Source organism: Segatella paludivivens DSM 17968 = JCM 13650, from assembly GCF_000373185.1.
Taxonomy (GTDB): Bacteria; Bacteroidota; Bacteroidia; order Bacteroidales; family Bacteroidaceae; genus Prevotella; species Prevotella paludivivens.
Window position 1 is genome coordinate 55,266 of sequence record NZ_KB890684.1, and the last position, 25,451, is coordinate 80,716.

General features: G+C 35.2%; 19 protein-coding genes. 12 read left to right on the plus strand and 7 right to left on the minus strand.

What is annotated here, in order from left to right; translation table 11 throughout:
- The first annotated feature begins 10 nt into the window (after nucleotides 1–10).
- Nucleotides 11–1,375: a histidine--tRNA ligase gene (gene hisS / locus B045_RS0112535; RefSeq protein ID WP_018464608.1), complete on the plus strand. Its 1,365-nt coding sequence runs from the start codon at nucleotides 11–13 to the stop codon at nucleotides 1,373–1,375.
- Between the two features lie 68 nt (nucleotides 1,376–1,443).
- Nucleotides 1,444–2,436, plus strand: a complete 993-nt coding sequence (locus B045_RS0112540; protein WP_025883319.1) for a rhamnogalacturonan acetylesterase — start codon at nucleotides 1,444–1,446, stop codon at nucleotides 2,434–2,436.
- A gap of 51 nt (nucleotides 2,437–2,487) precedes the next feature.
- On the opposite strand, the gene B045_RS0112545 is transcribed toward B045_RS0112540, so the two are convergent.
- Entirely contained in the window at nucleotides 2,488–3,300 is an 813-nt protein-coding gene (locus tag B045_RS0112545; protein ID WP_018464610.1) for a Cof-type HAD-IIB family hydrolase, read from the minus strand.
- A gap of 1,719 nt (nucleotides 3,301–5,019) precedes the next feature.
- On the opposite strand from B045_RS0112545, the gene B045_RS0112555 reads away from it, so the two are divergent.
- The 5 genes from B045_RS0112555 to B045_RS0112580 all read left to right on the plus strand — a co-directional run bounded on the left by B045_RS0112555 (nucleotide 5,020) and on the right by B045_RS0112580 (nucleotide 10,483).
- Nucleotides 5,020–5,349 (plus strand): helix-turn-helix domain-containing protein, encoded by a 330-nt coding sequence (locus B045_RS0112555; RefSeq protein WP_018464612.1) that lies wholly within the window; start codon nucleotides 5,020–5,022, stop codon nucleotides 5,347–5,349.
- Between the two features lie 847 nt (nucleotides 5,350–6,196).
- Nucleotides 6,197–7,300, plus strand: coding sequence for an AAA family ATPase (locus tag B045_RS0112565; protein WP_018464614.1), 1,104 nt, complete (start codon nucleotides 6,197–6,199; stop codon nucleotides 7,298–7,300).
- Nucleotides 7,297–8,088 (plus strand): hypothetical protein, encoded by a 792-nt coding sequence (locus B045_RS0112570; RefSeq protein ID WP_018464615.1) that lies wholly within the window; start codon nucleotides 7,297–7,299, stop codon nucleotides 8,086–8,088. Before B045_RS0112565 ends, B045_RS0112570 begins: the two co-directional genes overlap by 4 nt.
- Before the next feature lie 70 nt (nucleotides 8,089–8,158).
- Nucleotides 8,159–9,346, plus strand: a complete 1,188-nt coding sequence (locus tag B045_RS0112575; RefSeq protein WP_018464616.1) for a hypothetical protein — start codon at nucleotides 8,159–8,161, stop codon at nucleotides 9,344–9,346.
- A gap of 264 nt (nucleotides 9,347–9,610) precedes the next feature.
- Complete coding sequence (locus tag B045_RS0112580; protein WP_025883325.1) at nucleotides 9,611–10,483, plus strand: hypothetical protein; 873 nt, start codon at nucleotides 9,611–9,613, stop codon at nucleotides 10,481–10,483.
- A 451-nt stretch (nucleotides 10,484–10,934) separates the two neighbouring features.
- On the opposite strand, the gene B045_RS0112585 is transcribed toward B045_RS0112580, so the two are convergent.
- Together B045_RS0112585 and B045_RS14980 are read right to left on the minus strand one after the other, a co-directional pair.
- Entirely contained in the window at nucleotides 10,935–12,245 is a 1,311-nt protein-coding gene (locus tag B045_RS0112585) for an AbiJ-related protein (RefSeq protein ID WP_018464618.1), read from the minus strand.
- 114 nt (nucleotides 12,246–12,359) lie between these two features.
- Nucleotides 12,360–13,469, minus strand: coding sequence for a PDDEXK-like family protein (locus B045_RS14980; RefSeq protein WP_018464619.1), 1,110 nt, complete (start codon nucleotides 13,467–13,469; stop codon nucleotides 12,360–12,362).
- A 618-nt stretch (nucleotides 13,470–14,087) separates the two neighbouring features.
- On the opposite strand from B045_RS14980, the gene B045_RS0112595 reads away from it, so the two are divergent.
- The 5 genes from B045_RS0112595 (at nucleotide 14,088) to B045_RS0112615 (ending at nucleotide 19,099) form a co-directional block, all read left to right on the plus strand.
- Complete coding sequence (locus B045_RS0112595; RefSeq protein WP_169400988.1) at nucleotides 14,088–15,509, plus strand: C10 family peptidase; 1,422 nt, start codon at nucleotides 14,088–14,090, stop codon at nucleotides 15,507–15,509.
- A 94-nt stretch (nucleotides 15,510–15,603) separates the two neighbouring features.
- Nucleotides 15,604–16,236 carry a LexA family protein gene (locus tag B045_RS14730; protein WP_018464621.1) on the plus strand — a complete coding sequence of 211 codons (633 nt, stop codon included), beginning with the start codon at nucleotides 15,604–15,606 and terminating at the stop codon, nucleotides 16,234–16,236.
- Between the two features lie 6 nt (nucleotides 16,237–16,242).
- Nucleotides 16,243–17,511, plus strand: coding sequence for a Y-family DNA polymerase (locus tag B045_RS0112605; protein ID WP_018464622.1), 1,269 nt, complete (start codon nucleotides 16,243–16,245; stop codon nucleotides 17,509–17,511).
- 125 nt (nucleotides 17,512–17,636) lie between these two features.
- Nucleotides 17,637–18,194 (plus strand): NADH peroxidase, encoded by a 558-nt coding sequence (locus B045_RS0112610; RefSeq protein WP_018464624.1) that lies wholly within the window; start codon nucleotides 17,637–17,639, stop codon nucleotides 18,192–18,194.
- A 347-nt stretch (nucleotides 18,195–18,541) separates the two neighbouring features.
- Complete coding sequence (locus B045_RS0112615) at nucleotides 18,542–19,099, plus strand: NADH peroxidase (RefSeq protein WP_018464624.1); 558 nt, start codon at nucleotides 18,542–18,544, stop codon at nucleotides 19,097–19,099.
- A gap of 75 nt (nucleotides 19,100–19,174) precedes the next feature.
- Here the strand turns inward: B045_RS0112615 and B045_RS0112620 are convergent, their stop codons facing one another.
- The 4 genes from B045_RS0112620 to B045_RS0112635 form a co-directional block, all read right to left on the minus strand.
- Nucleotides 19,175–20,434 carry a type IX secretion system plug protein gene (locus B045_RS0112620; protein WP_025883337.1) on the minus strand — a complete coding sequence of 420 codons (1,260 nt, stop codon included), beginning with the start codon at nucleotides 20,432–20,434 and terminating at the stop codon, nucleotides 19,175–19,177.
- Between the two features lie 6 nt (nucleotides 20,435–20,440).
- Nucleotides 20,441–22,903 (minus strand): ferrous iron transport protein B, encoded by a 2,463-nt coding sequence (gene feoB, locus B045_RS0112625; protein ID WP_018464626.1) that lies wholly within the window; start codon nucleotides 22,901–22,903, stop codon nucleotides 20,441–20,443.
- Between the two features lie 109 nt (nucleotides 22,904–23,012).
- Entirely contained in the window at nucleotides 23,013–25,061 is a 2,049-nt protein-coding gene (locus B045_RS0112630) for a YgiQ family radical SAM protein (RefSeq protein WP_018464627.1), read from the minus strand.
- Nucleotides 25,062–25,118: 57 nt separating this feature from the next.
- Nucleotides 25,119–25,448, minus strand: a complete 330-nt coding sequence (locus B045_RS0112635) for a hypothetical protein (protein WP_018464628.1) — start codon at nucleotides 25,446–25,448, stop codon at nucleotides 25,119–25,121.
- Nucleotides 25,449–25,451 lie beyond the last annotated feature (3 nt).

A 25,451-nucleotide genomic window follows, 5' to 3' on the forward strand; every position in this document is an offset into this window, starting at 1 on the left:
TAAATATTATATGGCACAGAAACCTTCCATTCCAAAGGGAACCCGTGACTTCGGGCCAATGGAAATGGCTAAGAGAAATTATATTTTTAACACCATAAAGGACGTTTACGCCCTTTATGGTTTTCAGCAGATAGAAACACCTGCAATGGAAACCCTTCAGACCCTTATGGGAAAATATGGTGAAGAGGGTGATAAGTTGCTTTTCAAGGTGCTTAATTCAGGTGACTTCATGAATAAGGTATCAGATGATGAATTGCGCGAGAGTAATTCACTTCATCTGGCAGCAAAACTTTGTGAAAAGGGATTGCGCTACGACTTGACAGTTCCTTTCGCACGTTATGTTGTTATGCATCGCGAAGAATTGCAACTACCGTTCAAGCGTTACCAGATTCAGCCAGTATGGCGTGCAGATCGTCCTCAGAAGGGTAGATATCGTGAATTTTATCAGTGTGATGCTGATGTTGTAGGTTCAGATTCTCTTCTTAACGAGGTTGAATTGATGCAGATTGTTGATACAGTATTTACTAAATTCGGCGTCAGAGTTCAGATTAAGATCAATAACCGTAAGATTCTTACAGGTATAGCAGAAATCATCGGTGAGGCTGAGAAGATAGTCGATATCACTGTAGCCATAGACAAGTTAGATAAGATTGGACTTGAAAGTGTAAATGCCGAACTTAAAGAAGATGGTATTTCAGATGAGGCAATTGAGAAGTTGCAGCCTATAATTTCTTTAAGTGGCTCTAACAGTGAGAAGCTTGATGTTATAGGTAAGATTCTTGCAGATTCAGAGATAGGAGTCAAAGGTGTTGAGGAAACTCGTTTCATTCTTGATGCATTAGAGAAGACTGGTCTTGACAATGAAATCGAATTGGATCTTACGCTTGCTCGTGGTTTGAATTACTACACAGGTGCCATATTCGAGGTTAAAGCTCTTGATACTCCTATGGGAAGTATCACTGGTGGTGGACGATATGACAACCTTACGGGTATATTCGGCATGCCGGGACTTAGTGGTGTCGGTATTTCTTTCGGCGCAGACAGAATATATGATGTGTTGAATACACTCGACTTATATCCTAAGGAAGCCGTAAATACAACACAACTTCTTTTCATTAACTTTGGTGAGAAGGAAACAGCATATTGTCTGCCTTCTGTAACAAAGGCTCGTAAGGCAGGTATCAGAACAGAAATGTATCCTGATGGTGCAAAGATGAAGAAGCAGATGGGCTATGCAAATGCGAAGAACATTCCTTTTGTTGCGCTTGCTGGTGAGAATGAAATCAATGAGGGTAAATTGACTCTTAAGAACATGGCGACAGGAGAGCAGACTATGGTTACTCCTGATGAACTTATCGCTATTGTAACTAAATAATTTGATTACATAAAATAATGGGTAGTGGATTTTTCCGCTACCCATACTTTTTAAACAAACTGTATACTATGAAACGAATCATAAGATTATTATTTCTGTTTGCCATTCTTATGGTAATGATGTCGGCAGACAATCATCATCCTGTTATATATATAATAGGTGACTCTACGGCTGCTGAGAAACGTGATTTTCAAAATAATCCAGAACGTGGATGGGGCATGGTCTTGCAAGGATTCTTCACCGAAGATGTTACTGTAAGTAACCATGCAGTAAACGGTCGTTCAAGTAAGAGTTTCATCAATGAGGGAAGATGGCAGAAAGTGCTTGATGCACTCAAACCGGGTGATTATGTTGTCATTCAGTTTGGACATAATGATTCTAAGCCTTCTCCTGATCGACATACAGATCCGGGAACTACGTTTGATGCTAACTTGGAACGCTTTGTTACTGAGACTAGGGCAAAGGGGGCTACACCAATTTTGATGAGTCCTGTTGCACGCAGATCTTTCTATAATGTCGTAGACACGGTTACTGAAGATGAGGCTTTGCGTAACGTTGCCTATGGCGATGAAAAGATAAATAGTGATACTCTTGTAGACACTCACGGAAAATACAGACTATCGGCCTCTAATGTGGCTCGTAGACTAAATGTAGCTTATGTTGATGCCAATGCCATAACAACAAGGATTGAGCAACAATATGGCATACAGGGTAGTCGTTACCTTCACATGTGGTTGAAACCTGGTGAGTGTTCAGCAATTCCAAATGGAAGAAAAGACAATACACATTATAATATATATGGTGCAAGAGTAGTTGCCGGAGCTTTAGCTGATGCAATTGGTGAGGTTGTTCCAGAACTCAAACCTTACATAAGGCATTATGATTCTGTCGTTTCAACGGAAGGTCGTGGTAATCATCTCACTTTGCAAGAAGCAATAAATGCTTTACATCCAGGACGTACTTATAAAGTATTGGTTATTGACGGTAAATGGCCGACACCAAAAATACCAAAAGGTGTAAAGGTTGAAATAGATAAATACAGTTCTGTTGAAATTCAATAAACTAAAAAAGGCGAGTGTGTAACTCGCCTTTTTATATATAGTGATGCGTTTTTATTCACCAAAGATGAATTTGTCAATGACGTGTGCTACGCCGTCTTCCTCATTAGAATATGTGATAAAGTCGGCTTTCTCTTGTATATCTTCAGCTGCATTTGCCATGGCTACACCTAAACCAGCAAATTCAATCATGCTAAGGTCGTTATATCCGTCACCGCAAGCAATAATCTCTTCTTTTTTTATATCAAGCGTTTTGATGAGTCTGTCAAGAGATTTAGCTTTGTCTATTCCGAGAGGTACACATTCAAGGAAGAAAGCAGCCGAACGATACAAGTTCATCTTACCTTCTAGTTCCTTAGCCAGTTTTAGTTCAAGTTGGTGAAGTGGGGCAGGATCTCCCACGATTAGGCATTTGTTTATAGGGTAAACAATCTGTCCCATAAAGTCATCATATTGCACAACAGGCATTTGGTTTATAAAAGCCTCATACGACACGTATTTATCATCTTTACTTGTTGTAGCGATACTTTCGCCTTGATAAGTAAGAATAGGCATATCATTGTCCCTGGCAGATTCATATAGCTTTGGAACAAGATTTTCATCAAGGATCTGTTCAAAGACAACATTCATATCTTTGCAACTTATAATTTTTCCACCATTGAAAGCCAATATGTAGCCACCATATTTTTTCAAGTTCAGTTCTTCTGCAATGGCAGTAATACCATAAGTAGGTCTTCCTGAAGCCAAAACAACTTTTATTCCGTATTCTTGTGCACGCATCAGAGCTTCCTTTGTCTTTGGAGTAATCTTCTTTTTCTCGTTAGTCAAAGTACCGTCCAAGTCGAGTACAATCATTTTATATTTCATATTCCTTCTTTTTCTGACAAAGGTAGTGCAAGCCGAAGACAATACAAAATAAAAAAGCTTTTTTATTTTTATTGTTTCGGCGTAGCCTACCTTATTTAAAGGTAGTGCAAACGAGTGGAAAGTCCAAATTAAAACTAGTTTTAATTTGGGTTCTCCCGAGTGCAGCCTTACCTTCAACGTAGTTAAAGTAAGAAGCCGAAGACAATACAAAACGTTCGAGGTTGCTTGGGATGCCCTATACTTTTGATTTTTTCTAGCTACGCAGCTACGTTATCTCTTGAAACGCCTATAAACAAAGGGATTTAACGAACGTTTGTTTATAAATTTAGCTGTGGCAAGCTACGTTCCCACTACGTCAAAATAGGGCGTTTCTACGATATAATGCATGTTTGAAGTTGAAAAAAAGGTGATTCTATATTTGTCAAAAATAAACGGACATAAAAATGTACTTTTTTCCTATATAATGTACGCGGTCGTACACGCGCGCACATATACTTTTTTGTTTTTCCTAGCGTCTAAGTGTCGACTCGCTGATTTCCAATTAGTTAGGACGTACTTTTAAAAATATGAAGTGTCATCATATAGTCGTTTTTTTCGACGTTTCTACGATATAACGCAAAAATTGATTTTTAAAAAGGCGATTTTATTCAATACGACATGTTTGCGACACTCTATAAATGAAAAATGGTATGCTAACTTGTTGATAGTCTGTTATTAGACGCTTAGACGCTTCCGATTTTGTAAACCCTATGTAGAAACTGTGAATTCAGGGGCATACAGTGATCCCAATAAGAGTATAGAACAGAGTTTTGCATCATATTTCGGAAGTCGTTGTGCGATGAATTTTCATTTTCTTGTAGGGCTATTGAGTAATAAGGGTCTTATCACTCAGTAAGGTACGTAGAACAATAGAGTGATAAGGGCCTAATCACTCAGCATTATGTATGATGCCTTATCTCATATATAATATGGCATAAAGCAACAAGTTGTTACTTAAATAACATAGAATATTTTATCATGTAATAGATCATGAAAATGTTGTGTCTCAACATAAATATCACCTGTTTATTATTACAATAAGTTGTTAGTGGCTGCAATCAGTTATATCCAACAACAGATATGTTGGATAACCCCATTATATTGAGTCTAATTCCTCGTATAATCAGAAAACTTTTTTATTTTTACACAAACTAGCTTGCGTTTCTATATAGAAACGTTTCTGTTTTAACGATCAAACGTTTGCGTTTCATCGACATAACGTTTGCGTTTCTACGATCAAACGTTTCCGTTTCTATATAGAAACGCATCTCATTTTCAATCATTTCCAATCCTATTATTTCATACATAAGTCTATGGTTAGTATCATACGGTTTTGCTTTACATTTTTCTGCAGATTAATACGATATGAATTTACTCATTAAAAAATTAACGCAGAATCAAGTCGTCTGTTCTTTAGTTAAGGTCAATAAGGGTTTATATGTTTCTTCTTAGGAAGTTAGCTAATAATTATTATTATCTGTGGCCCCTTTTTCAACTGTAATTTATACAAGTATCCAAATAAACCGTTATCAATGCGAACAATATTCATAGATTTATTTTTTTATATTAGACTCGTCTTATTTTTCATGTAATTGTAAAATATAGCTTAGTTTAGTTGATTAATTCAAATATATATATTATCTTTGTAACTGATAATATTTTAATAGTAAATAGTGTAAAATGATAGATATTAATAATATATTATCAGTTAATGAATTAACTGCCGATAAACTTTGCATGCAAGTTGCAAACAAAGTAAGGCTGCGCCGATTAGAGATGAATCTCACTCAAACTGGTATGGCACAGCGTTCCGGAGTTAATATTAATACCTATAGACGCTTTGAAACAACAGGTGAAATTGCATTTCTTAATCTTGTAAAGATAGCTTCAGTGTTGGGAATGACTGATGATATAATCCGTCTATTCTCGCAGAGGAAATATAATTCAATAGAAGAAGTCATCAATTCAAATAAAATTAGCAATAGAAAGCGAGGGAAGAAAAATGAATAAAGTTAATCAAGTTGAAGTTCTTATTGACAAAAGAACTGTCGGGGAAATAGCATTAACGCCAAATCAGTTATGTGCTTTCTAATGTATAAAATAAGTCTCTATTTTTCATATTTATTAATCATTATATTACTTCTGATTTTGCGTTTCATCGTTATAACGCAATTTATGACGTAGCTAAAACGTAGCTTACCACAGCTAAATTTAAAAGTAAACGTTCTTGAAATCCTTTGTATATAGGCGTTACAAGAGATAACGTAGCTGCGTAGCTAAACACTTCAAAAAACGCTAGTAGGGGCCCTCGTAAGTTTATTTTAAAACAAACTTTATGGTGGTATCCTATGTTTTGAAACAAAAAAAGGCGTTTGTATCCTCCATTTTGAAACAAATAATAGTGCTTGTATCCTATATTTTGAAACAATTAGCTAGATTTTAGCAAGTATTTTTATGTATAAAAAAGAAATATCCGATAATTAGTATGGATAGTACAGTGACTTATACACGCAGTCGATATAGCTTCTCTTCCCATAAAAGTGTAGCAAAATACGTCTATATTTACGATGCTGCTTCTAATGATACTATTTGCTTACTTCTTCATGATGAGCTATACAAAAAAGACTATTCTCATAAATCGACTATAGCCGTCCCATTACGAAAAGGCTATTTCGGATATTGGGCTTATTAATCGTTTATGCGATAACTCGTTCTGAGGTATTGTTTGTATTTAATATTACGTCTTATTATATATTTCCGTAAGAAAATTACAGAAGCAAAGTTAATTATCCGTAAGAAAATTACGGATATTAAGATGTTATGTTTATATTTGCACTATCATTAATAAATAAAGAGTATGCTTTTAAGATTTGCAGTAACCAATTATAGAGGTTTTAGAGACCGTATTGAATGGGATTTATCTCATCCTAAGAATTATACATTCAATGAGAATGCAGTTCTGGAAGGAGTTATCAAGAATGGTATCATCTATGGTCCTAATGGTTCTGGTAAGTCAAACTTTGCTTTGGCTCTTTTTGACATTGTTAATCATCTTTCTCAGAAATGGAAGAAGATGGATTATTATGCCAATTATGTATATGCCAATAAGACAAATGAGCTAGTTTCTTTTGAATATGATTTCAAATTTGGTTCTTCTGTTGTAAAGTATGCCTATCAGAAGAATGCTACTGGAATTTTGTTTAGTGAGGCAATGTCTGTTGATGGTAATATGGTGTTTAATCGTCAACCAGGTTCTTTTATTATTGATGAGTCTGAATTTCCCATTAATGATAATTTAAAGTTAAGTCTGAAAGAAAATGCGAATAATGTTTCAATTGCAAATCTTCTTCTGACTTCATTACCATTACCTCAAGAGCACTTCTTACTACAGCTTCAGAATTTTGTTAATTCCATGCTTTGGTATAAATGTTTGGATCAAAGAGATTTTATTGGTCTAAGTAATAGTGCTACAACGAATATTGAGGAATATATTATCAATAATAATTATGTAGATGACTTTGCTAAGTTCTTAAAAGAAATAAGCGATCAGAGTTTTACTTTTGCGTTGAGTGAGAAAGATGATAAGCATTTATATTGTGTTATAGATGGTTCTTATATTCCCTTCATCACTTTAGCGTCAACAGGAACACAGTCATTGGAACTTCTATATTTCTGGATTAAGCAGATGGGGCAGGCTAAGTTTGTCTTTATTGATGAGTTTGATGCATTCTATCATTTTCGTCTTGCTTTTCAGGTTTGTAAGCGACTGTTTAATCTTGATACACAGGTGTTCACATCATCACATAACACCTATTTAATGACAAACGAATTGTTACGTCCTGATTGTAACTTCATTTTGAACGAGGGCGTAATCAAACCTTTATGTGACTGTACGAGCAAGGAACTTCGCTTTGGTCATAACATAGAGAAACTTTTTCGCGGTAACGCATTTCAGGTATGAAACTATTTATATTTGAAGGAAAGAAACGCGAACCACGTATATTCAAAACAATTCAGTGGTTATATTTCACGGAGAATGATCAACTAATCTTTTCGTTCTGCAATAATATACACAACCTCTATAAAGAGCTACACGATGTCTTTGAGGGAGACGGTGATATCGTATCTGTACTTCGTGAGAGTGCATTACTGCGTGATGATCATTCACTTGATGAAATAACAACGTCTTCTGATGTTTCAGAGATCTATCTTTTCTTTGACTACGACTTTCAGGAAAAGACCGTTGATTTGGATGTGATGAATCAGCACGTTAAGGATATGCTTGCATTCTTCAACGATGAAACGGATAATGGCAAACTCTTCATAAATTATCCTATGGTAGAGTCATTGCGCTGTACAAACGAATTGCAAGATGCAGATTATAACTCGTATGTCGTTACTCGTAAAGAATGTTGTGACTTTAAGAACTATGTGACGAAGAAGTTCCCTTTCTATAAGAATCTTGATTTTGCAGTGTTTCAACTTGATCAGGATGGAAATATCAAAATTCAATCACTAGAAAGCGAAGCGAAGATTCGAATTAATTGGACTTTGATTAATGCTCAAAATGTAGCCAAAGCATCTTTTCTTTGTGACATAAATGAAAAAGCACCAACTATAGAAGATATTTCACAAAAAGAAATATTTGAACATCAACTCTCAAAGTATGTGTCAAATGAACCGTCTGAAGTTTCTATATTGAACTCTTTCCCGTTGTTCCTATATGAGTATTTTGGGGAATCAGTATAGATAATGCAGAGAAGCAGAAGGTCTTATAGTACAACACAAATGCTAGTAATAATATAAATACTTATTTATCATGAAAGTTTCAACAAAAAACATAAAAGAGATAAAGTATCGTTTAAATATTCTATATAGAAATTTTAATATTGGCGAAGCAGTTGATGAAGTCAAAATAGGAGATGATTCTATTTTCATTGGCTTTCCTAATGAATGGGATGAAGATAACTTAGATTATTCTATTGAAGATTTTTTAGATTATACTGATGATTTGAATAATATAAAAGTTGTATCCAATCATAGCGTCATTTGTGGTAAAATCAGTCAGACAATTATTGAGGTAAATGACTATTACTATGATAATCTTGTTCCTCAGATAGAATTTGAAACGGATAATTTGACAATGAAAATAATCCATTATCCATTCCTTATTGGAATTATAGCATCAAAGGAAGGAATATATAATGAAGATTTTGGAGTATTTCCTTGTTCTGATTATATGGCTGTAGAAATTAGATATAAGCAATTACCAAATAGTGAAGATCAAAGTATAGAGTTTATAAAGCAGGGCTTATATTACATTGCAGCAGAATACGGCGTTCCGGTTTCAATAGGAGAATTTAGATCATGGGATGATATAACTGGTAAAGAACCCTCAGGGAGAGATGTTGTTTATGAAAGAGATTTGTTGCCATATACCTCAGCTATGGATTTATATGTGAAGGCTTTAACTATAGAAAATGTAGATGTTCAATATCTTTATTTTTATAAGATTATAGAATATTTTTCTCCAATTGTTTCTAAAAAATATTCCTATGAACAGCTCAATCAACGATTAGATACTATTCATATTGGCGTTAGAACTCATGAATATTTAGATTCGATATTTCAACTTACTAAACAGTATGAAGTATCTCTTAAAGATAGCGAATTAGCTTTTACTGTACTCGCTGAATGTATTGATATTTTGACTATATTCGGTCTTCTACCCGAAAATATCAAAAAGAAAATTACCAAAGAATGCAAATTTGAAATTAAAAATATACGAATGCTTAAACCTATGCAAGTAATTGAAGTTAAAAAGAAAATTGGTAGTATTTTATATGCAACACGTAACAGTATTGTACATGCAAAATCTAATTATAATACAACTGGTAAGGAATGTATAATTGAGGATTTAGACCAGCTGAATTCTTTTATGGCAGCACTATGCAAATGTTTGATTATATGGAATGGTAGGCAACCAGTTGAATTTCAATTAAAATAGGTTGAAAATTAAAATGAATATACCAACATAGTCAGAATAATAGTATAAATACTTATGAAGTTTTTATATCTAAACACCAGAAGTTAAACTGTTTAAAAAACTAGTTGATTATTTCTCTATTTGCTTTAATTCATGATTTTTATTTGTATTTTTGTTAGACAAAATTAGATTAAGGGTGTTACTGGTCAGCATATATACCTTCAAAGCATTTTTATAGTGCACTTAAAGTATGGGGTAGAGGTTCGAGTCCTCTTTAATCTACTTATGAATAAACTTTATTTAAATACCAGCATAAAGCGTAAGCGTATAAAGAAACGTTTTGGTCAACAAAATCACTATCTTATAACAACTCTTGTAGCTTTGGATAGTTTTGAAAAATTGGAAATAACCAAAAGTGAAAAATTTAGCACATCTTGGAATCCTAAAGATATTCCTAGTTCTGTTAAAAGAAGTATCAAATATATTTTGGATTCAGCTTTGGTGTTTATTATTGATAGTTTAGATGCTTATCTAATAGAAATTAATAAGAAGCCGTTTTTAATTCAAGATAGTAAGCTTAAAAATGATATAGATGGTAGCCATAGATCTGTATATGAAAAATTTATTTCTTCTTATGATAATATGAAGAGTGAAGATAATCGTGAGTTTTCTATTATATCGTCAATTGTTGCCCTTGGAATTCAGTGGAGAAATAATATAACACATTATGGGGCGCATAATGAGTTTGATAATATTTTATGTAAAAACTTTGATAATGAAGAAAATGAAAAATATATATGTGAAAATTTTTGTGGCTTAAAAGTTAAAGAAATGCTGAATAATTTTAATGCAGGAAATTCTCCTACTTTTAAAGAAGTCACTTCTATTATTCGTGCAGTACATAAATTTATAGAAATGTTAGATATTTATCTTATCAGTAAATTAGATGTTAATAAGTACTTTTATGAAATTACAGATATTTATTTTGAAAGAGGAAGATGGACACAATTTAATAATTTATCCGATTCTCGTAAAAAAGGTATAATCGTAAATTTGTTAGAACAAAATGGTTTTTCTGCTCATGATGTAAATGGGCAATTTATTGAAATAACTGAAGACTTGATTAATAGAATTAATAAAAGGTACAGTGATATTTAAATATAATTGAGGTTACGTCAACTGAACTGTGTCATAGTATCTGATTCCTTTAGTCCTTAACCTCAGATGGGGGATGCGATTTTTAATCGCATTTCACAGATGAGGAGAAAATCACGGCAGCAAAGTTACATAATCTGAAACCTATCACCAAATTTTATAGCTAGTTGTTGCGCACTCTGTCCCCAATTTACCAATGGTCTTATCCATTTCTTCTTTATATTTCGGTATGCCAGATACACTAAGTTCTTCCAAAGGTTCCAGTTCCGTTAGTGTTATCTCTCTATTATCTGTAATATTATAATGCTTCTTTCTATGTTATGCAGGACAATATAACCATACAGTAAAACTATATTGTTGTTTTATCTAATTTAACTTAGATAAGACAACTGCTGTAATCGGACTGAACCTCTGATTAGCATTATACAAATAACAATCTCAAGTGGATACTCCATCAAATTTCTTTATTTATGAAATCTAGGATTAGTGAAATTGAAGAAACACATCTAGTGTAAAAATAGTTGTAATACCTTTCATCATTAATATCAATTTTATCAGTTTCATGGTGTCTTATCCTAAATTTATTGCCGATATCTGTAAGAGCTAATAATTCTGAATTAATAACATTTCTATAGTTTACATCCCCTTTTGAAACTATGTCAATTATTTTTGATATAGACTGCCTCTTGTCACAGTCAGTATTGTTGTAAATTGTTTTTAAACGTTCATAAGCATCCCATAATTTCTCAACAGCATTTTCTTTATCACCATTGATATAACACGTTTGAGCATTTTGAAGTAATTCTTTTACACCAACTTCCGGAGCTAAGCCAATTAGATTGTCTGGAATATTTATGGCTGTATTAGCTTGAACGATTCTATCCTTTAGAAAATAAGGTAGTTTGTTACGTAATAAAATCTCATTGATTCGCTTGCTAAATTCAGGTTCAATAGAATCATTAGAGAATATTTCAATAGCATCGAATATGCAATAAGGTCGTGTGCCTTTTATGAATTCATATATATTCTCAGCCTTTGTAAATTTTGATTTATCATTGCTGTTTTCCTTATAACATTTTGGTTCGTAATATGATGATAATTCTTTAAAAGCTTCTTCGCTAAACTTTGAATAATTAGTAAGACCTGTTTCTGTTGTCGATTCGAATGTTTGATCAAATGCTTCTATTGCTTTTATTATTTGTTCTCGACAATCTCTTTTTATTGAAAATTTGATTTGTGTAGTATCAATATATTTCTTGTTTTTTAATGAGAAAGGTATGAATGTTGACTCAGCCTTACTTTTTATTCTCCATCCATAGACATCATGATTAGAGATTTTATCTATAGGATATAATTCAAAATCATCATTTGCTAGTAAACGATTTACTTCATCTAAACATTCTTTCCAAGATTGTTTTTCATCTCTCACCTCAGGATGAAAGACTTCACACAGGAAATTTAGTAGTTTATCATCATTGCCTTTTTTTAAAAGGAAACGTTCATCGTTAAATACCCATCCGTATTCATAATCTAAATTATTTACTGTATGTTGGTAAATATCTATTTCGGCATTTTCATATCTTATGTCGGTCGATCTCATTTCTTTGAGTTTGTATAGACGATTTAAAAAATCAATCTCCGTCAACGAGCCATAATATGGATAATAGGTTTGTTTGATATTCTCAAATATATAATCTATATCGAATCCATTGATGAATACGTTAAATATGTCTCGTCTTGTTAACTGTGTTATTTTTGTATCCATATATTTTATAATGCTTTTGTTAAGGATAATCTCGCCATAGATGTCGTAATTTTATATTTCCTAATACTCTTTCTGTTCTAGATTTTTTGGATAAAATTACTTAAACTATAAACTTTATTTTTCGAGTTTCTTCATACTTAATTCTTTAAGTAAAGTATCAATGATATGAATTACTTTTTCCTCTTCGTTAAAACCTAAGTGGAGAAATAAATCACTTATATCATTTTCATCTTCAGACTGAAAATCTTTTAAGGATTCAAAATTTGGGAATATAGCTTTGATATTTTTTTCGCTATTTGGGCAATCTCGATTAGATCTGAAATATAAATCATATCCAGACTCATAACATTCTACATCCAATTTATAAGAATTTTTTTCTCTATTCAAAGCAAATCCATCAAATATAATGATAGATTCTTTATAGTGACAGAATGCTGTAAAAGGAGAATGATTGGTCATATATCGATTATGAATTCTAGAAGCAAGATATTCTGGTAACTCATTCAGCATATTGCGAATAGAGATTGCGGTATTCAAGTTTTCACCTATTTTCAAATTCTCATAGAACTTTTCAAGAATTACATTATCCATATTATTTATATTTAAAAATTTAATCAATTTTACATATTGTCTTAGTCCAGATATGCAATCAATATTATCACTACTGTTAATGCATTTTTTTAGCCAATTATCACAAAGATTTCTTTCTTTATTATTTGAAAAGGCAGGAACTATTTTGAAACATTTTTTTATCGAAGTTTTTTCAAATTCTTTCCAATTAGTTGTGTTTGGAACTTTGTTATTTAATAATGGGATGTAAACAATACTGATTATATCATATTCCAATTTACGAATATAATTGTAATAATCTGGCAACTGACGATCCATATCACAGGCATTATTCATTTTGTTTTCAATAATAATAGCCTTCATTGTTGTTTTGTCAGTTATAAGAGTATCAATTCTTCTGTTATTTTCAATGGTATATTCTTTCTCTACTATTGCATCCTTAAATAAGGATCTGCTAATGTTAAGCATATCCAAAAATAGCATTAGGTATTTATTCCCTTCTTTATGACTTCCTTGTGGGTTAAGAAATTCATATATAATATCACGGTGAAAATTTTCTCTATAAAAAGTATCGGATATTATTGTGAATAAATTAAATCCAATATCTTCTTTGTCTGCTTTTTGAACATTATATTCATCTATAATTTGTTTCATCTTATCGGATGAAGATAACTCAGATATAGAGCTAATATGCGAATCAATGATTCTATTCCAATCAGTTAATACTTGATTTATGGCCGTTATATTTATATTCAGCATGGTGTCCTTTTTTCTATATAATAAGAGAGGTCTCTAAACATGAGAGTTCTTTCTTGTTTTTATGTGGCATTATAATCACAGTAGTCACAGCTTTTTAGACTGTTTGATCATTTTGTCTATTTTAAAGTAGAAGCTTTTCATAGTTCCTATTTCTTCACAAAGTTACATAATTTATCTTTAATAAATGAGATTAGTCGTGATAATTTTTTGAAAAATTGCAAAATAAAATGTTTATTGATATTATTTGCTATAGTATTTATAAATCTCTTCTCAATTTACACTTTATTTGGAAGCTGTAAGTTAGATATCAATATATCTTTGTAACCTTAATCACTTGAACGAAGAAAAGAAAAAGAATTATTATACCCAAAATAATTCATGATATTGGGACCAGAGACTTTAATCAAACATCTATTATCTCAATATCCAACACTAAATTTGTCTAGCTTAGAATGTTTTTGTACCTTTGCACTACTTATAAAAATAACCACTAAATATAATTCATAAATGACAATGAATAAACATATTTACCTTATTATCGCTTTACTGCTTGCAAACATTCACATACATGCTCAGGATGTAGACCCAATGATACAGACACAGTGGGGACAAAATGATCCATATAATGCTTTGTGCCCTCTAGACAGTACAGGTAATCGTACGCTTGCGGGATGTGGCCCTATTGCTATGGCTCAGGTATTAAATTATCTTGGTGTGAAAAGTAATTCTGTGCCTGAACTTATTCGGGATTGTGGTATCTCTGCTTTTACACAATATGGCAAGGATAACAGTGGTACATTTATCATGCAGGGTATGAATGCCATGAAGAAATTGTTTCATTGCAGTCCCTATATGAACATAGTGGAACGTAATGATTATCTTGGTGAAGAGGGAAAACAGGAGTGGAACAGCTTGATAACGAATGAACTCCGACAAGGTAGGGCCGTTATCATTTCTGGTAAGTCGGAAAAAAGCAGGCATACATTTATTTTGGATGGTTTAAAAGATAATCTAGTACATGTGAACTTTGGTTGGTACGGACATCGTGACGGTTATTATCCCTTGGACAGCCTTTATGAATATCCTCAAAAGAATGTAGCTATCATAGATATTGGTGATTCCACTTATGTGCCTCGTGCTGATACGATTACTGTAAAACAGGCAGGAACACTACAGACGATGATGCAGAATAGACCTTGGAGACAGATACGCCATCTTTGTATTATGGGCTCAATCAATGATGACGATATACGTTGGCTGAGAACAATGGCGAAGTATGATAAAGATAAAAAACAGTATAATCACCTGAGAACGCTTGATCTCAGTGCCACGGATATGACTTATCTGCCTGACAGTGCATTTATCTACTGCAAGAGGCTTACTTACATTAAACTACCAGAAAAATTGGAGACGATAGGCAAATTTGCTTTTAATTATGATAGTGATATCAATCAGGTAGACATACCGCCAACAGTCAAGAAAATCAGGTTGAATGCTTTTGCTTTTTGCTCTCAACTGCTTGATATCAAGATTCCAGAAGGTGTCTCAAATATATTGAGCTATAGTTTTATTGGCTGCTCATATCTCACGAACGTGCAACTTCCCTCTACAATTGATACTATAGGTGTTTCTGTATTTGAAAGATGTTCTCGTCTTGAAAACTTGTATATTCCGGCATCAGCGACACAGATAGGAGTGTCTATCACAAGAAATTGCCCAAACGTCAAAATTCATATAGATGCTCATAATCCAAAATATGAGGTTATTGATGGAGAAATATGTGATAGAAAGACACATAAATCTCTTGAGAAAAGTTACCCAATAATGAAACCCATGACTAAAAAACCATTCTTAGTTGTTAATGGGGTATATAAAAGCACTTATAAAATTGTAAAAGGCAAAAGGGTTCTAGTAAAGAGTGTGAGAATAAACTAAGTCTGCCACGTCTCTTACGTTTCTATGTTTTTTGATAACTGTATAACAGAATTCAAAATATCTTTGTATCTTTGTAGCATTAATTGTTTGAACGATGAACGAAGAAAAGAAAGAGAAGCGTGGGGGCAGACGTGAAGGAGCCGGTAGACCGAAAGGCAATAACAAACTGTATGCCTTTCGGGCAGATAAAGATGTCGCCGATTTTATAGATGCTCACGATAATAAGACGGAGTTTATACGTGACTGTATTTTGCAGGCACGACAAACGGCTGTTGAGAAAACCAAGATTAATGCTCTGGGCGAAGTGATTTCGGCAAATAGGGTGAAGCCACTTTCTGTTCCTTTCTTTGATGTGAAGATTGTAGCTGGTTTTCCTATTCCACTCAATAATGACGAAATGGCTCAGGACATAGAACTACTGAAGATGCTTTGTCCTAATCCAAATTCTTCTTACTTGATAAGAGTGACAGGAAACTCGATGATTGATGCAGGAGTTAACGATGGCGATATTCTGATAGTTGATAAGAGTAATAGACAACCAACAGAAAAACAAATTGCTGTTTGTGAACTGAATGGCGAATATACAGTGAAACGTGTTAAGGAGATTGCCGGACAACGATGGCTCGTGCCCGCTAATCCTGAATATCCAAATATAAAGTTGAATGATGACGATTCATTCAGCGTGTGGGGTGTTGTTACCTATATCATTAGCAAACCGAAATATTGAGAATATATGATCGCACTTGTTGATTGCAATTCTTTTTTCTGTTCTGTAGAGAAAGCTTTTCATCCGGGATTGAATGGTAAGCCTGTATGCGTGTTGTCATCTAATGACGGGTGCATCATTGCCTTGACCCCTGAAGCTAAGGCAATAGGACTGCATCGTGGTGATCCTATATATAAGGTACGCGATCTTGTGAAGTATAACAATGTTGCCATCTTTTCAACGAATATGCTTCTGTATGCAGCGATGTCCAGAAGAGTAACAAATATTCTTCGCTCATTTGTCAACCATGTCGAGAATTACAGTATTGACGAGAGTTTCTGTTTTCTTGATGGTTACGAGAAGCTCTATAATATGGAGGATTATATGAAAATGGTCGTTGAGAAAGTGAAACTATATACAGACATTCCTGTGTCGGTGGGGATAGCTCAATCAAGGACTTTAGCGAAGATGGGAAGTAAGTTTGCCAAGAATTATAGGGGATATAATTCTGTTTGCATGATAGACACAGACGAGAAACGAAGAAAAGCGCTTTCCATGATGGAACTTTCTGACGTGTGGGGAATCGGCAGACGAACATTGCCTAAACTGGAATACTATGGTGTGCATACTCCTTTGGAACTGGCAGATAAGAAAGAAACATGGATTAAAAGCAGATTTAGTCTTCCGATGGTGCAGACATGGAAAGAACTAAATGGAATCTCATGTATTGATACATCAGAGATAGCAAACAAGCAGTCAATATGCACCAGTAAAAGTTTTGGAGAATACGTGACAGAAATAGATCCGCTAAGAGCAGCTGTGGCAAACTTTGCAGCGAGCAGTGCAAACAAATTGCGTGGGCAACATTGTGTGGCGAGTGCTGTAACGGTATTTATTATGAGTAATCGTTTCCGTGACGACTTGCAACAATACAAAAATGGATTGACACAGACATTGCCTGTTCCAACTTCTGACACCATAGAGATAACAAAAGCTGCATTGCAAATTGTTGACGACATATATATGAAAGGAATCTGTTACAAGAAAGCCGGAGTGATATTAAGTGATATAACAAAAGACACCGCTGTTGAGCAGAATCTATTTGATGATATAAAGAATCGTCCACAAAGATTTAAACTTATGAATACAATAGACAAACTAAATCATCGCTATGGGCTGAAAAGTATTAAACTAGCCGTGGAAGGCGCTGATAAAGAGGCATGGCATTCAAGAAGTGAGCACAGAAGTGGTAACTATATATCAGATATAAATGAGATAATGACAATACGAATTTGAAGTTAAATAGATAAATCTTATTTCTATATTCATAAATTCTATGGGGTTATTTTTGTAATTTGAAAGTATTAATTCTATCTTTGCAATACAAAAATAATAATAATAGACTTAATACAAAAACGATTATGAAAAAGAAATTTATTTGTACAGTATGTGGATACATCTATGAAGGCACAGAAGCTCCAGACCAATGTCCAATTTGTAAAGCTGATAAGAGCAAGTTTAAAGAAATGGAATCTGTTGACGATGATTTGACATTCGCTACAGTTCATTACCTAGGTGCAGCATATAAGGAAGGTGTATCAAAGGAACTGATTCAGCACTGTAAAGAGACATTCGCTGGTGAGTGCAGTGAAGTGGGAATGTATCTAGCGATGGCCCGACAGGCAGATCGTGAAGGCTATCCAGAAATTGCAAGAGCTTTTGAACACTATGCTTACGAAGAAGCTAATCACGCAAGTCGCTACGCTGAACTTCTAGGTGAGGTTTTGGCTGATACAAAGGCTAACCTTGAGGCTCGTATCTCTGCTGAGAAGGGTGCATGCGCTGAAAAGTTTGAATTTGCAAAGATGGCAAAGGCTGAAGGTAACGATACTCTTCATGACACAATTCATGAAATGGCTAAAGACGAGGCCCGTCATGCGGCAGGTTTCGCAGGTCTCTATAAGCGATTCTTTAAATAAGATTTCTATAGCAATAGCTGGAAGGATTGGATTTACATCATGTGAATTCAATCCTTTTTTTTGTGTTGGAATGTTCCGCAATTCTCGTCATTACTTTACTATTAGGATAAATCAAAAAAGTTTATGGAGCCGTTGTCTGTTTCCTCTATCATATACAAATGTTTGATAAGGAATCTCAATCGGCTGTAAATGAGCTAATAACACTAAAGAATAGGCAATAAATAGATAAAGCTTATTTTGGCATTCATAAATTCTATGGGGTTATTTTTGTAGGTTGAATGTTTTTATTCTATCTTTGCAATACAAAAAAAATAACAATAAGTAATAAACTAAATAATTAAACGATTATGAAAAAGAAATTTATTTGTACTGTATGTGGATATATCTATGAAGGCACAGAAGCTCCAGACCAATGTCCAATTTGTAAAGCTGATAAGAGCAAGTTTAAAGAAATGGAATCTGTTGACGATGACTTGACTTTCGCAACTGTTCATTACCTAGGTGCAGCTTATAAGGAGGGTGTATCAAAGGAATTGATTCAGCACTGTAAAGAGACATTCGCTGGTGAGTGCAGTGAAGTGGGTATGTATCTTGCGATGGCTCGACAGGCTGATCGTGAAGGCTATCCAGAAATTGCAAGAGCTTTTGAACACTATGCTTACGAAGAGGCTAATCACGCAAGTCGCTACGCTGAACTTCTAGGTGAGGTTTTGGCTGATACAAAGGCTAACCTTGAGGCTCGTATCTCAGCAGAGAAGGGCGCATGCGCTGAGAAGTTTGAATTTGCAAAGATGGCAAAGGCTGAAGGTAACGATACTCTTCATGACACAATTCATGAAATGGCTAAAGACGAGGCTCGTCATGCAGCAGGTTTCGCAGGTCTATACAAGCGATTCTTTAAATAAGTTTTTCCGATAACAACACTAAAGGGGTTGAATTTACAACATGTGAATTCAATCCTTTTTTTATCTATAAGGAATTTATTGTTGCTTTAGATTGCTAAAGCCAACGAGTCTATCAGTGCGTTCTCCGTTTCCTCTATAATAAACTAAGCATTGATAGGCATTCTCTGTCTGGAAAAAGTTGCCTTCTGATTGCAAATCGTGAGCTTTACCATTGTTTTCTACCACTAGATATTTATATGAATAATATCCTTGCTTCAACAATATAGATGCTTCATAAAATCCAGAAGAAGGATTATAAGTCATCTTGTATTTTGGGAGAAAACTATTGTTAGTGAATGCTCCATCAATGTATATATCATTGTCTGTTGGAGTGGTTTTCAATGTGAAATGAGTGATTACATATTGACAAAGGCGATCATTATCGTTGTTGTCGCTATTTCTTATGCAATATGCACCGTTTGCATCTTCATCGTATAAATAGTTTATGCGTGGTTCGTCACGCCAGATATACGCATTGTAATTCTTTCCGTCCCAATCTGTTGTTTCAATACCCATTGTAGGATGCGAAACATCAAGTATCTCAAACTTTCTATATTCGTTTCCTGCATCAAAGATATAATTCTTGCAATGTGTCCATTGCATTCCTCTTGGCATAATGTTGTCTGGTCGGGCATTGATGCGGGCATCATCCCAACGACCATTCTGCATGACAATAGTTTTGATTTGTGTATCAGGATTTGTAACAGATACATTGTTGTAAGATAATGATAGGTCAACTTGCTGATGCGTGCTATTGATGTCGATATCAGTATTGGTTCTATATGACATGCCGATATTCATAAGTGGCTCTGCAACCATGAAATGTGCAACAAGAATAGGGCGATTGTTATCGTCTTCGTCAACAACTGTAACCTGATAGTTGCCACTCAACTTTATGTTGCACTTCTCGTTAGGTATTGAGAATGAGAGATGACTGTATTCTACATTGGTGTTTACCGACTGCGAAATGTCTTCTATTGGAATTCCTTCAGAAAATCCAGTGACATAATCACTTGAAAACAGTTGGGTGGAAACAGACCAGTCTGATTCGCAATGCTCAATCTTGTAGGTATATCTATGATATTGCTGATTGAAGTTGTCGAAGCTGATATTTACTACATCACTACTGTTGAGGGTGATGATAGGTAACAGACTCTGCCAGTCGGTTCCATTCATCACTTGGAGTGACGCGATATTATCATCTAATATCTCATTGCGCTGTGACATAGCCTGATAAGGCATTGACAGCATTAATAATGATAATAATGACAATAATGACAACTTCAATTTATGCATACGTTTTTATATTAAAGCCATTCCTATCTGGAATACGATTGTACTTACTGTCCACGCAAGAAAGGTGGTGTAGCCCGCAGCAAACAAAGCCCATTTCCAACTTCCGGTTTCTCCCTTTATTGCCGCTATTGTAGCGATACAAGGAAAATAGAGTAGCACAAATAATAAGAAGCAATAGGCTGTGAGCGTCGCAATTGGTTGGGCTTCATCATAGTTTATGTTATGTACTCTGGCAATATCCGATGTCATCTGTCGATGTAAAGCTTGATATTTGCTACCAGAATCAGAATTATCAGCTACGCTTTCATCATTGCTATAAAGTACGCCGAGTGTACTTGCTACAATTTCCTTAGCTCCAACACCAGCAACAAGACCAACATCAAGTTTCCAGTCAAAGCCCATAGGCTTGAATACTGGCTCTATTGTCTTTCCAATTTTACCGATATAACTTTGTTCCTGTTGCTGCTGTTTTGATAGATGTTCGTCATGAGGGAAATATCCCAATGCCCATACGATGATACTAGCAACGAGAATGATACCACCCATCTTCTTTAAATACTGTTTTCCCTTCTCCCAAGTGTGTCTGCCCATGGCTTTCCATGTAGGAAAACGGTAGGGTGGAAGTTCCATTACGAATGGTGTATCTTCTCCCTTAACAAGGAATGAACTAAATATGCGACTGATAATGACTGCCATCAAGATGCCGATAACATATAATGACAACATAATAAGTGAACGATATTTAAGAGCGAAGAAAGTTCCGGTGATCATTACATAAATTGGTAGGCGGGCAGAACAACTCATCATTGGAATAATGAGCATTGTTATGAGGCGTGAACGCTTGCTCTCTATTGTTCTGGTTGCCATTACAGCAGGTACATTACATCCAAAGCCCATGATAAGAGGAATGAACGACTTGCCATGAAGTCCCATCTTGTGCATGATTTTATCCATGATAAATGCTGCACGTGCCATATATCCGGAATCTTCCATAAAGCTGATGAAGAAGTAGAGAATGAGGATCTGTGGAAGGAATACGATTACGGCTCCTACACCACCTATAATTCCATCTACAAGCATTGCTTTCACTGGACCATCAGGAATGCTGTTGGTTATTAAATCTCCCAACCATGATACACATGCTTCAATGGCATCCATTGGATATTGACCAATAATGAATGTTGCGGTGAACATGATAAACAGCATGAGAATAAAGATAGGGAATCCCAGATACTTATTTGTGATGATATTATCAAGGTAATGAGTCATCTGATAAGTATCTTTTTTCTTTCCAGTCTCATATTCTGCTTCTTGAAGTGCTCCATGAATAAAACCGTATTTTGCATCCATGACAGCGGTTTCACTGTCGTCTCCAGTTTCATCCAATACTCTCTGAGCGGCTGCATCACGAGCCTTCAATATGGCATCAGCTGTAGGCAAAGCCCTTATTTTCTTTTCTGCTTCAGAATCGTTTTCAAGAAGTTTTATTGCTAGATAACGTGTAGAATATCTTTGGCGCAAAGCTTCGTCTTTCTTTAGATATTCCTGTATGTGACTAATTCCGTTTTCTATTTCGTGTCCATGATTGATATGTATATGGCGGAAATGTGGCTTGTCATCCTCATTACTTTCATATAACTCTATTATCTGATGAAACATTTCGTTAACTCCGGTTCCATCCTTGAAAACTGTAGGAACCATTGGAACACCAAATAGCTCAGAAAGTTTGTTGTAATCAACATTATCTCCACGCTTCTGAGTCTCGTCAAACATGTTTAACGCACACACCATACGAAGGTGCATATCAATGAGTTGCGTTGTGAGATAAAGGTTACGCTCAAGGTTACTTGCATCAATGACGTTTATAATAACATCAGGCGTCTTTTCGATGATCTGCTTGCGAACATATAGTTCTTCAGGCGAGTAAGCCGAAAGACTGTAAGTGCCAGGAAGGTCGACAAGATTAAACTCATAACCTTCATATTCTGTGTGCCCAACCTTCGCATCAACTGTTACGCCAGAATAGTTACCTACACGCTCATGAGCTCCTGAAGCAAAATTAAAAAGTGATGTCTTACCACAGTTTGGATTTCCAACAAGGGCGACATTGATAGTATGTCTGCGTTTGTTTGCAGCTTCTTCCAACTGTTCATCAGTTAGCGGTTGCTCATCAACATCAGTGCTATCTATAATCTCAGCAGTTTTATATTCATGCCTTGAAACTCTGCTCATTTCCTTGGCTTCAGATTCTGATATAACCTCAATCATCTCAGCTTCAGTACGACGTAAAGATACTTCGTAGCCCATTATCTTGTATTTCACTGGATCCTGAAGAGGTGCATTTAATAATACATCAACCTTCTTTCCCTTGATAAAGCCCATTTCAACTATGCGCTTTCGGAAACCTCCATGACCTGTTACTTTTACAATAACACCATGTTCCCCGGTTTTTAAATCTGATAATTTCATATTTTATACCTGCTATTTTCTATTTGCAAAAGTACTAAAAATAAGTGCAATATAAACAAATATTTATTTATTTGCCATTAAAATACCTAGAAATTATGATGCTATGACCTTATTTTCGATGATTATTACTGCTGAAGTTTGGATTATAACTCTTTTTGTTCTTACCTTTATAACCTTTAGATTTTGAAGTCTTGTCATAAGAACCAACACCAGGATTATCGTAGGTGCTGCCTACAGGACGGTCTTCATATTTTGAATTGCGACTGCGAGCGGGTTTGTGATTGTTTCTGTCAACATCAGAATGGAATTTTTCTGTGCGTGCAGGACCGCTAGGATATAGCTTCTTTATAAGATCATCTCTGCCGATACGACGCAGTTCTTGTTCTATATTCCTTCTTTCCTCTGGCTTATACCAGAAGAAGAACTGGCGTTGTGCAAGCTTTTCTCTTGGAGTCTTGGCACTGAACACCGGTTCCAATGTATAAGGATCGTAGCCAGTGTACCATGTCTCTGTGGAAATAGTCATTGGGGTAGGAGTAAAATCCTGTACTTGCTCAAGATGAAAATCAAGATCCTTAGTTTGTACAGCTAACTCTGCCATATCTTCTTCCTTGCATCCTGGATGCGAACTAATGAAATATGGTATAATCTGCTGCTTCAATCCTGCTTCCTTGTTTATGCGATCGAATATCTTCTTAAATTCATAGAACTGGTTAAAAGAGGGTTTGCGCATAAGCCTCAAGACATCATCCTGAGTATGTTCCGGAGCAACCTTCAACCTTCCGCTTACATGATGTTCTATCAGTTCACGAGTGTATTCACGTGCTGAAGCATTTGCTTTTTCATCTTTGCCCTTATGCAAAAGCAAATCATAGCGAACACCACTTCCTATAAAACTTTTCTTTATTCCAGGTAATGCGTCTACGGCATGATAGATGTCAAGCAGATGTGAGTGATCGGTATCAAGATTAGGACACACCTGAGGATTGATACACGACGGACGTTTGCAAAGCTCACAAGCTTTATGATTTTTCCCATGCATACCATACATGTTGGCGGACGGTCCTCCAAGATCGGACAGATAGCCCTTAAAGTCTGGCATGCTGATTACTTTCTTGACTTCGCGCAAGATGCTTTCCTTACTTCTGCACACAACAAATTTACCTTGATGTGCAGATATTGTACAGAAAGCGCAACCACCAAAACAGCCATGATGCATGTTGATAGAGAACTTTATCATTTCGAAAGCCGGTATCTTCTTGCCTTTATATTTAGGATGTGGTAGTCGGGTATATGGCAAATCGAAAGAAGCATCAAGTTCCTCGGTTGTCATTGTGGGATAAGGAGGATTTACAACAGCATATACTTTACCAGTCTGCTGGAGCAATCTTTGTGCATGAATCTTATTTGATTCTTCCTCAATATGTCTGTAGTTTTCTGCTTCAGCTTTCTTGTTAGCTAGACACTCTTCATGAGAATGAAGAATGATGTCGTCTTCTTTTATTCCGCCATAGATATCGCCCTCTTTTGCGAGATAGACAGTTTGAGGAATGTTGTGCATGTCATTGATAGACATTCCAGACTCAATATCTTTGCTTACCTGAATAATTGATTTGGTACCTGAACCATATAATATCATATCTGCGCCACTGTCACAAAGAATGCAACGGCGTAGTTTGTCCTGCCAATAGTCATAATGTGTGAGGCGGCGCATTGAGGCCTCTATTCCTCCAAGAATGACTGGTACGTCAGGATATATTTTCTTTAATATCTGTGAATATACAACAGTTGGATACTCAGGACGGCAGTCGTGACGACCGTCCGGACTATACTCGTCAACAGAACGTAATCGTTTGTTGGCTGTATATTTGTTTACCATAGAGTCCATGCATCCCGGTGAAATACCGAAGAAGAGTTTTGGACGTCCTAATTTTTTGAAATCTCTGAAATCGCCATGCCAGTCAGGCTGTGGAACAATTGCTACACGATAGCCTGCTGCTTCAAGGGCTCTGCCGATAACAGCAGCGCCAAAAGATGGGTGATCAACATACGCATCACCCGAAAATAAAATAACATCAAGTTCGTCCCAACCACGGAGTTCACACTCTTTCTTTGTAGTTGGAAGAAAATCTGTCAATTTGTATTGTTCTGAATCCAATCTTATCTTTAAATTTTAATGCTTGACATGCCGAAACATGTCAAGCCATATTATTAACTATGCTTCTTGTGGACTATCCACTTCGAGTTCTTTGCGCTTGCTCTTCCAGTCAGCATACAACAATACGAAATTGTGTAGTCCAACTGCCTTCATATTAGCGTTATAGATTACGTCAAGACATAAATCAAGAAGATTCTTGTCGTTGCCGTTTTCACTCTCAATGAGTGAGCGCACATTGAATTTCAACTTATCAAGTACAATCTCGTCAATGATGCCATTACTGTCGACAAGATTGCGCATTAACTGATATTTGTCGATAGTCTCCAAATGCTGGTCAGTGATTTCTATTGAACGTGTACCAGACTGATTTGCTTGAATTTTATACATGGT

Bases quoted from the DNA above. Each gene is read 5' to 3' on its own strand.
- B045_RS0112545 (WP_018464610.1), bottom strand. From the start codon at position 3,300: ATGAAATATAAAATGATTGTACTCGACTTGGACGGTACTTTGACTAAC.
- B045_RS0112580 (WP_025883325.1), top strand. From the start codon at position 9,611: ATGAATAAACTTTATTTAAATACCAGCATAAAGCGTAAGCGTATAAAG.
- B045_RS0112615 (WP_018464624.1), top strand. From the start codon at position 18,542: ATGAAAAAGAAATTTATTTGTACTGTATGTGGATATATCTATGAAGGC.
- B045_RS0112620 (WP_025883337.1), bottom strand. From the start codon at position 20,434: ATGCATAAATTGAAGTTGTCATTATTGTCATTATTATCATTATTAATG.
- feoB (WP_018464626.1), bottom strand. From the start codon at position 22,903: ATGAAATTATCAGATTTAAAAACCGGGGAACATGGTGTTATTGTAAAA.
- B045_RS0112635 (WP_018464628.1), bottom strand. From the start codon at position 25,448: ATGTATAAAATTCAAGCAAATCAGTCTGGTACACGTTCAATAGAAATC.
- B045_RS0112610 (WP_018464624.1), top strand. From the start codon at position 17,637: ATGAAAAAGAAATTTATTTGTACAGTATGTGGATACATCTATGAAGGC.
- B045_RS0112540 (WP_025883319.1), top strand. From the start codon at position 1,444: ATGAAACGAATCATAAGATTATTATTTCTGTTTGCCATTCTTATGGTA.
- B045_RS0112555 (WP_018464612.1), top strand. From the start codon at position 5,020: ATGATAGATATTAATAATATATTATCAGTTAATGAATTAACTGCCGAT.
- B045_RS0112575 (WP_018464616.1), top strand. From the start codon at position 8,159: ATGAAAGTTTCAACAAAAAACATAAAAGAGATAAAGTATCGTTTAAAT.
- B045_RS0112605 (WP_018464622.1), top strand. From the start codon at position 16,243: ATGATCGCACTTGTTGATTGCAATTCTTTTTTCTGTTCTGTAGAGAAA.
- B045_RS14980 (WP_018464619.1), bottom strand. From the start codon at position 13,469: ATGAAACAAATTATAGATGAATATAATGTTCAAAAAGCAGACAAAGAA.
- B045_RS0112585 (WP_018464618.1), bottom strand. From the start codon at position 12,245: ATGGATACAAAAATAACACAGTTAACAAGACGAGACATATTTAACGTA.
- B045_RS0112595 (WP_169400988.1), top strand. From the start codon at position 14,088: ATGAATAAACATATTTACCTTATTATCGCTTTACTGCTTGCAAACATT.
- B045_RS14730 (WP_018464621.1), top strand. From the start codon at position 15,604: ATGAACGAAGAAAAGAAAGAGAAGCGTGGGGGCAGACGTGAAGGAGCC.
- B045_RS0112570 (WP_018464615.1), top strand. From the start codon at position 7,297: ATGAAACTATTTATATTTGAAGGAAAGAAACGCGAACCACGTATATTC.
- B045_RS0112565 (WP_018464614.1), top strand. From the start codon at position 6,197: ATGCTTTTAAGATTTGCAGTAACCAATTATAGAGGTTTTAGAGACCGT.
- hisS (WP_018464608.1), top strand. From the start codon at position 11: ATGGCACAGAAACCTTCCATTCCAAAGGGAACCCGTGACTTCGGGCCA.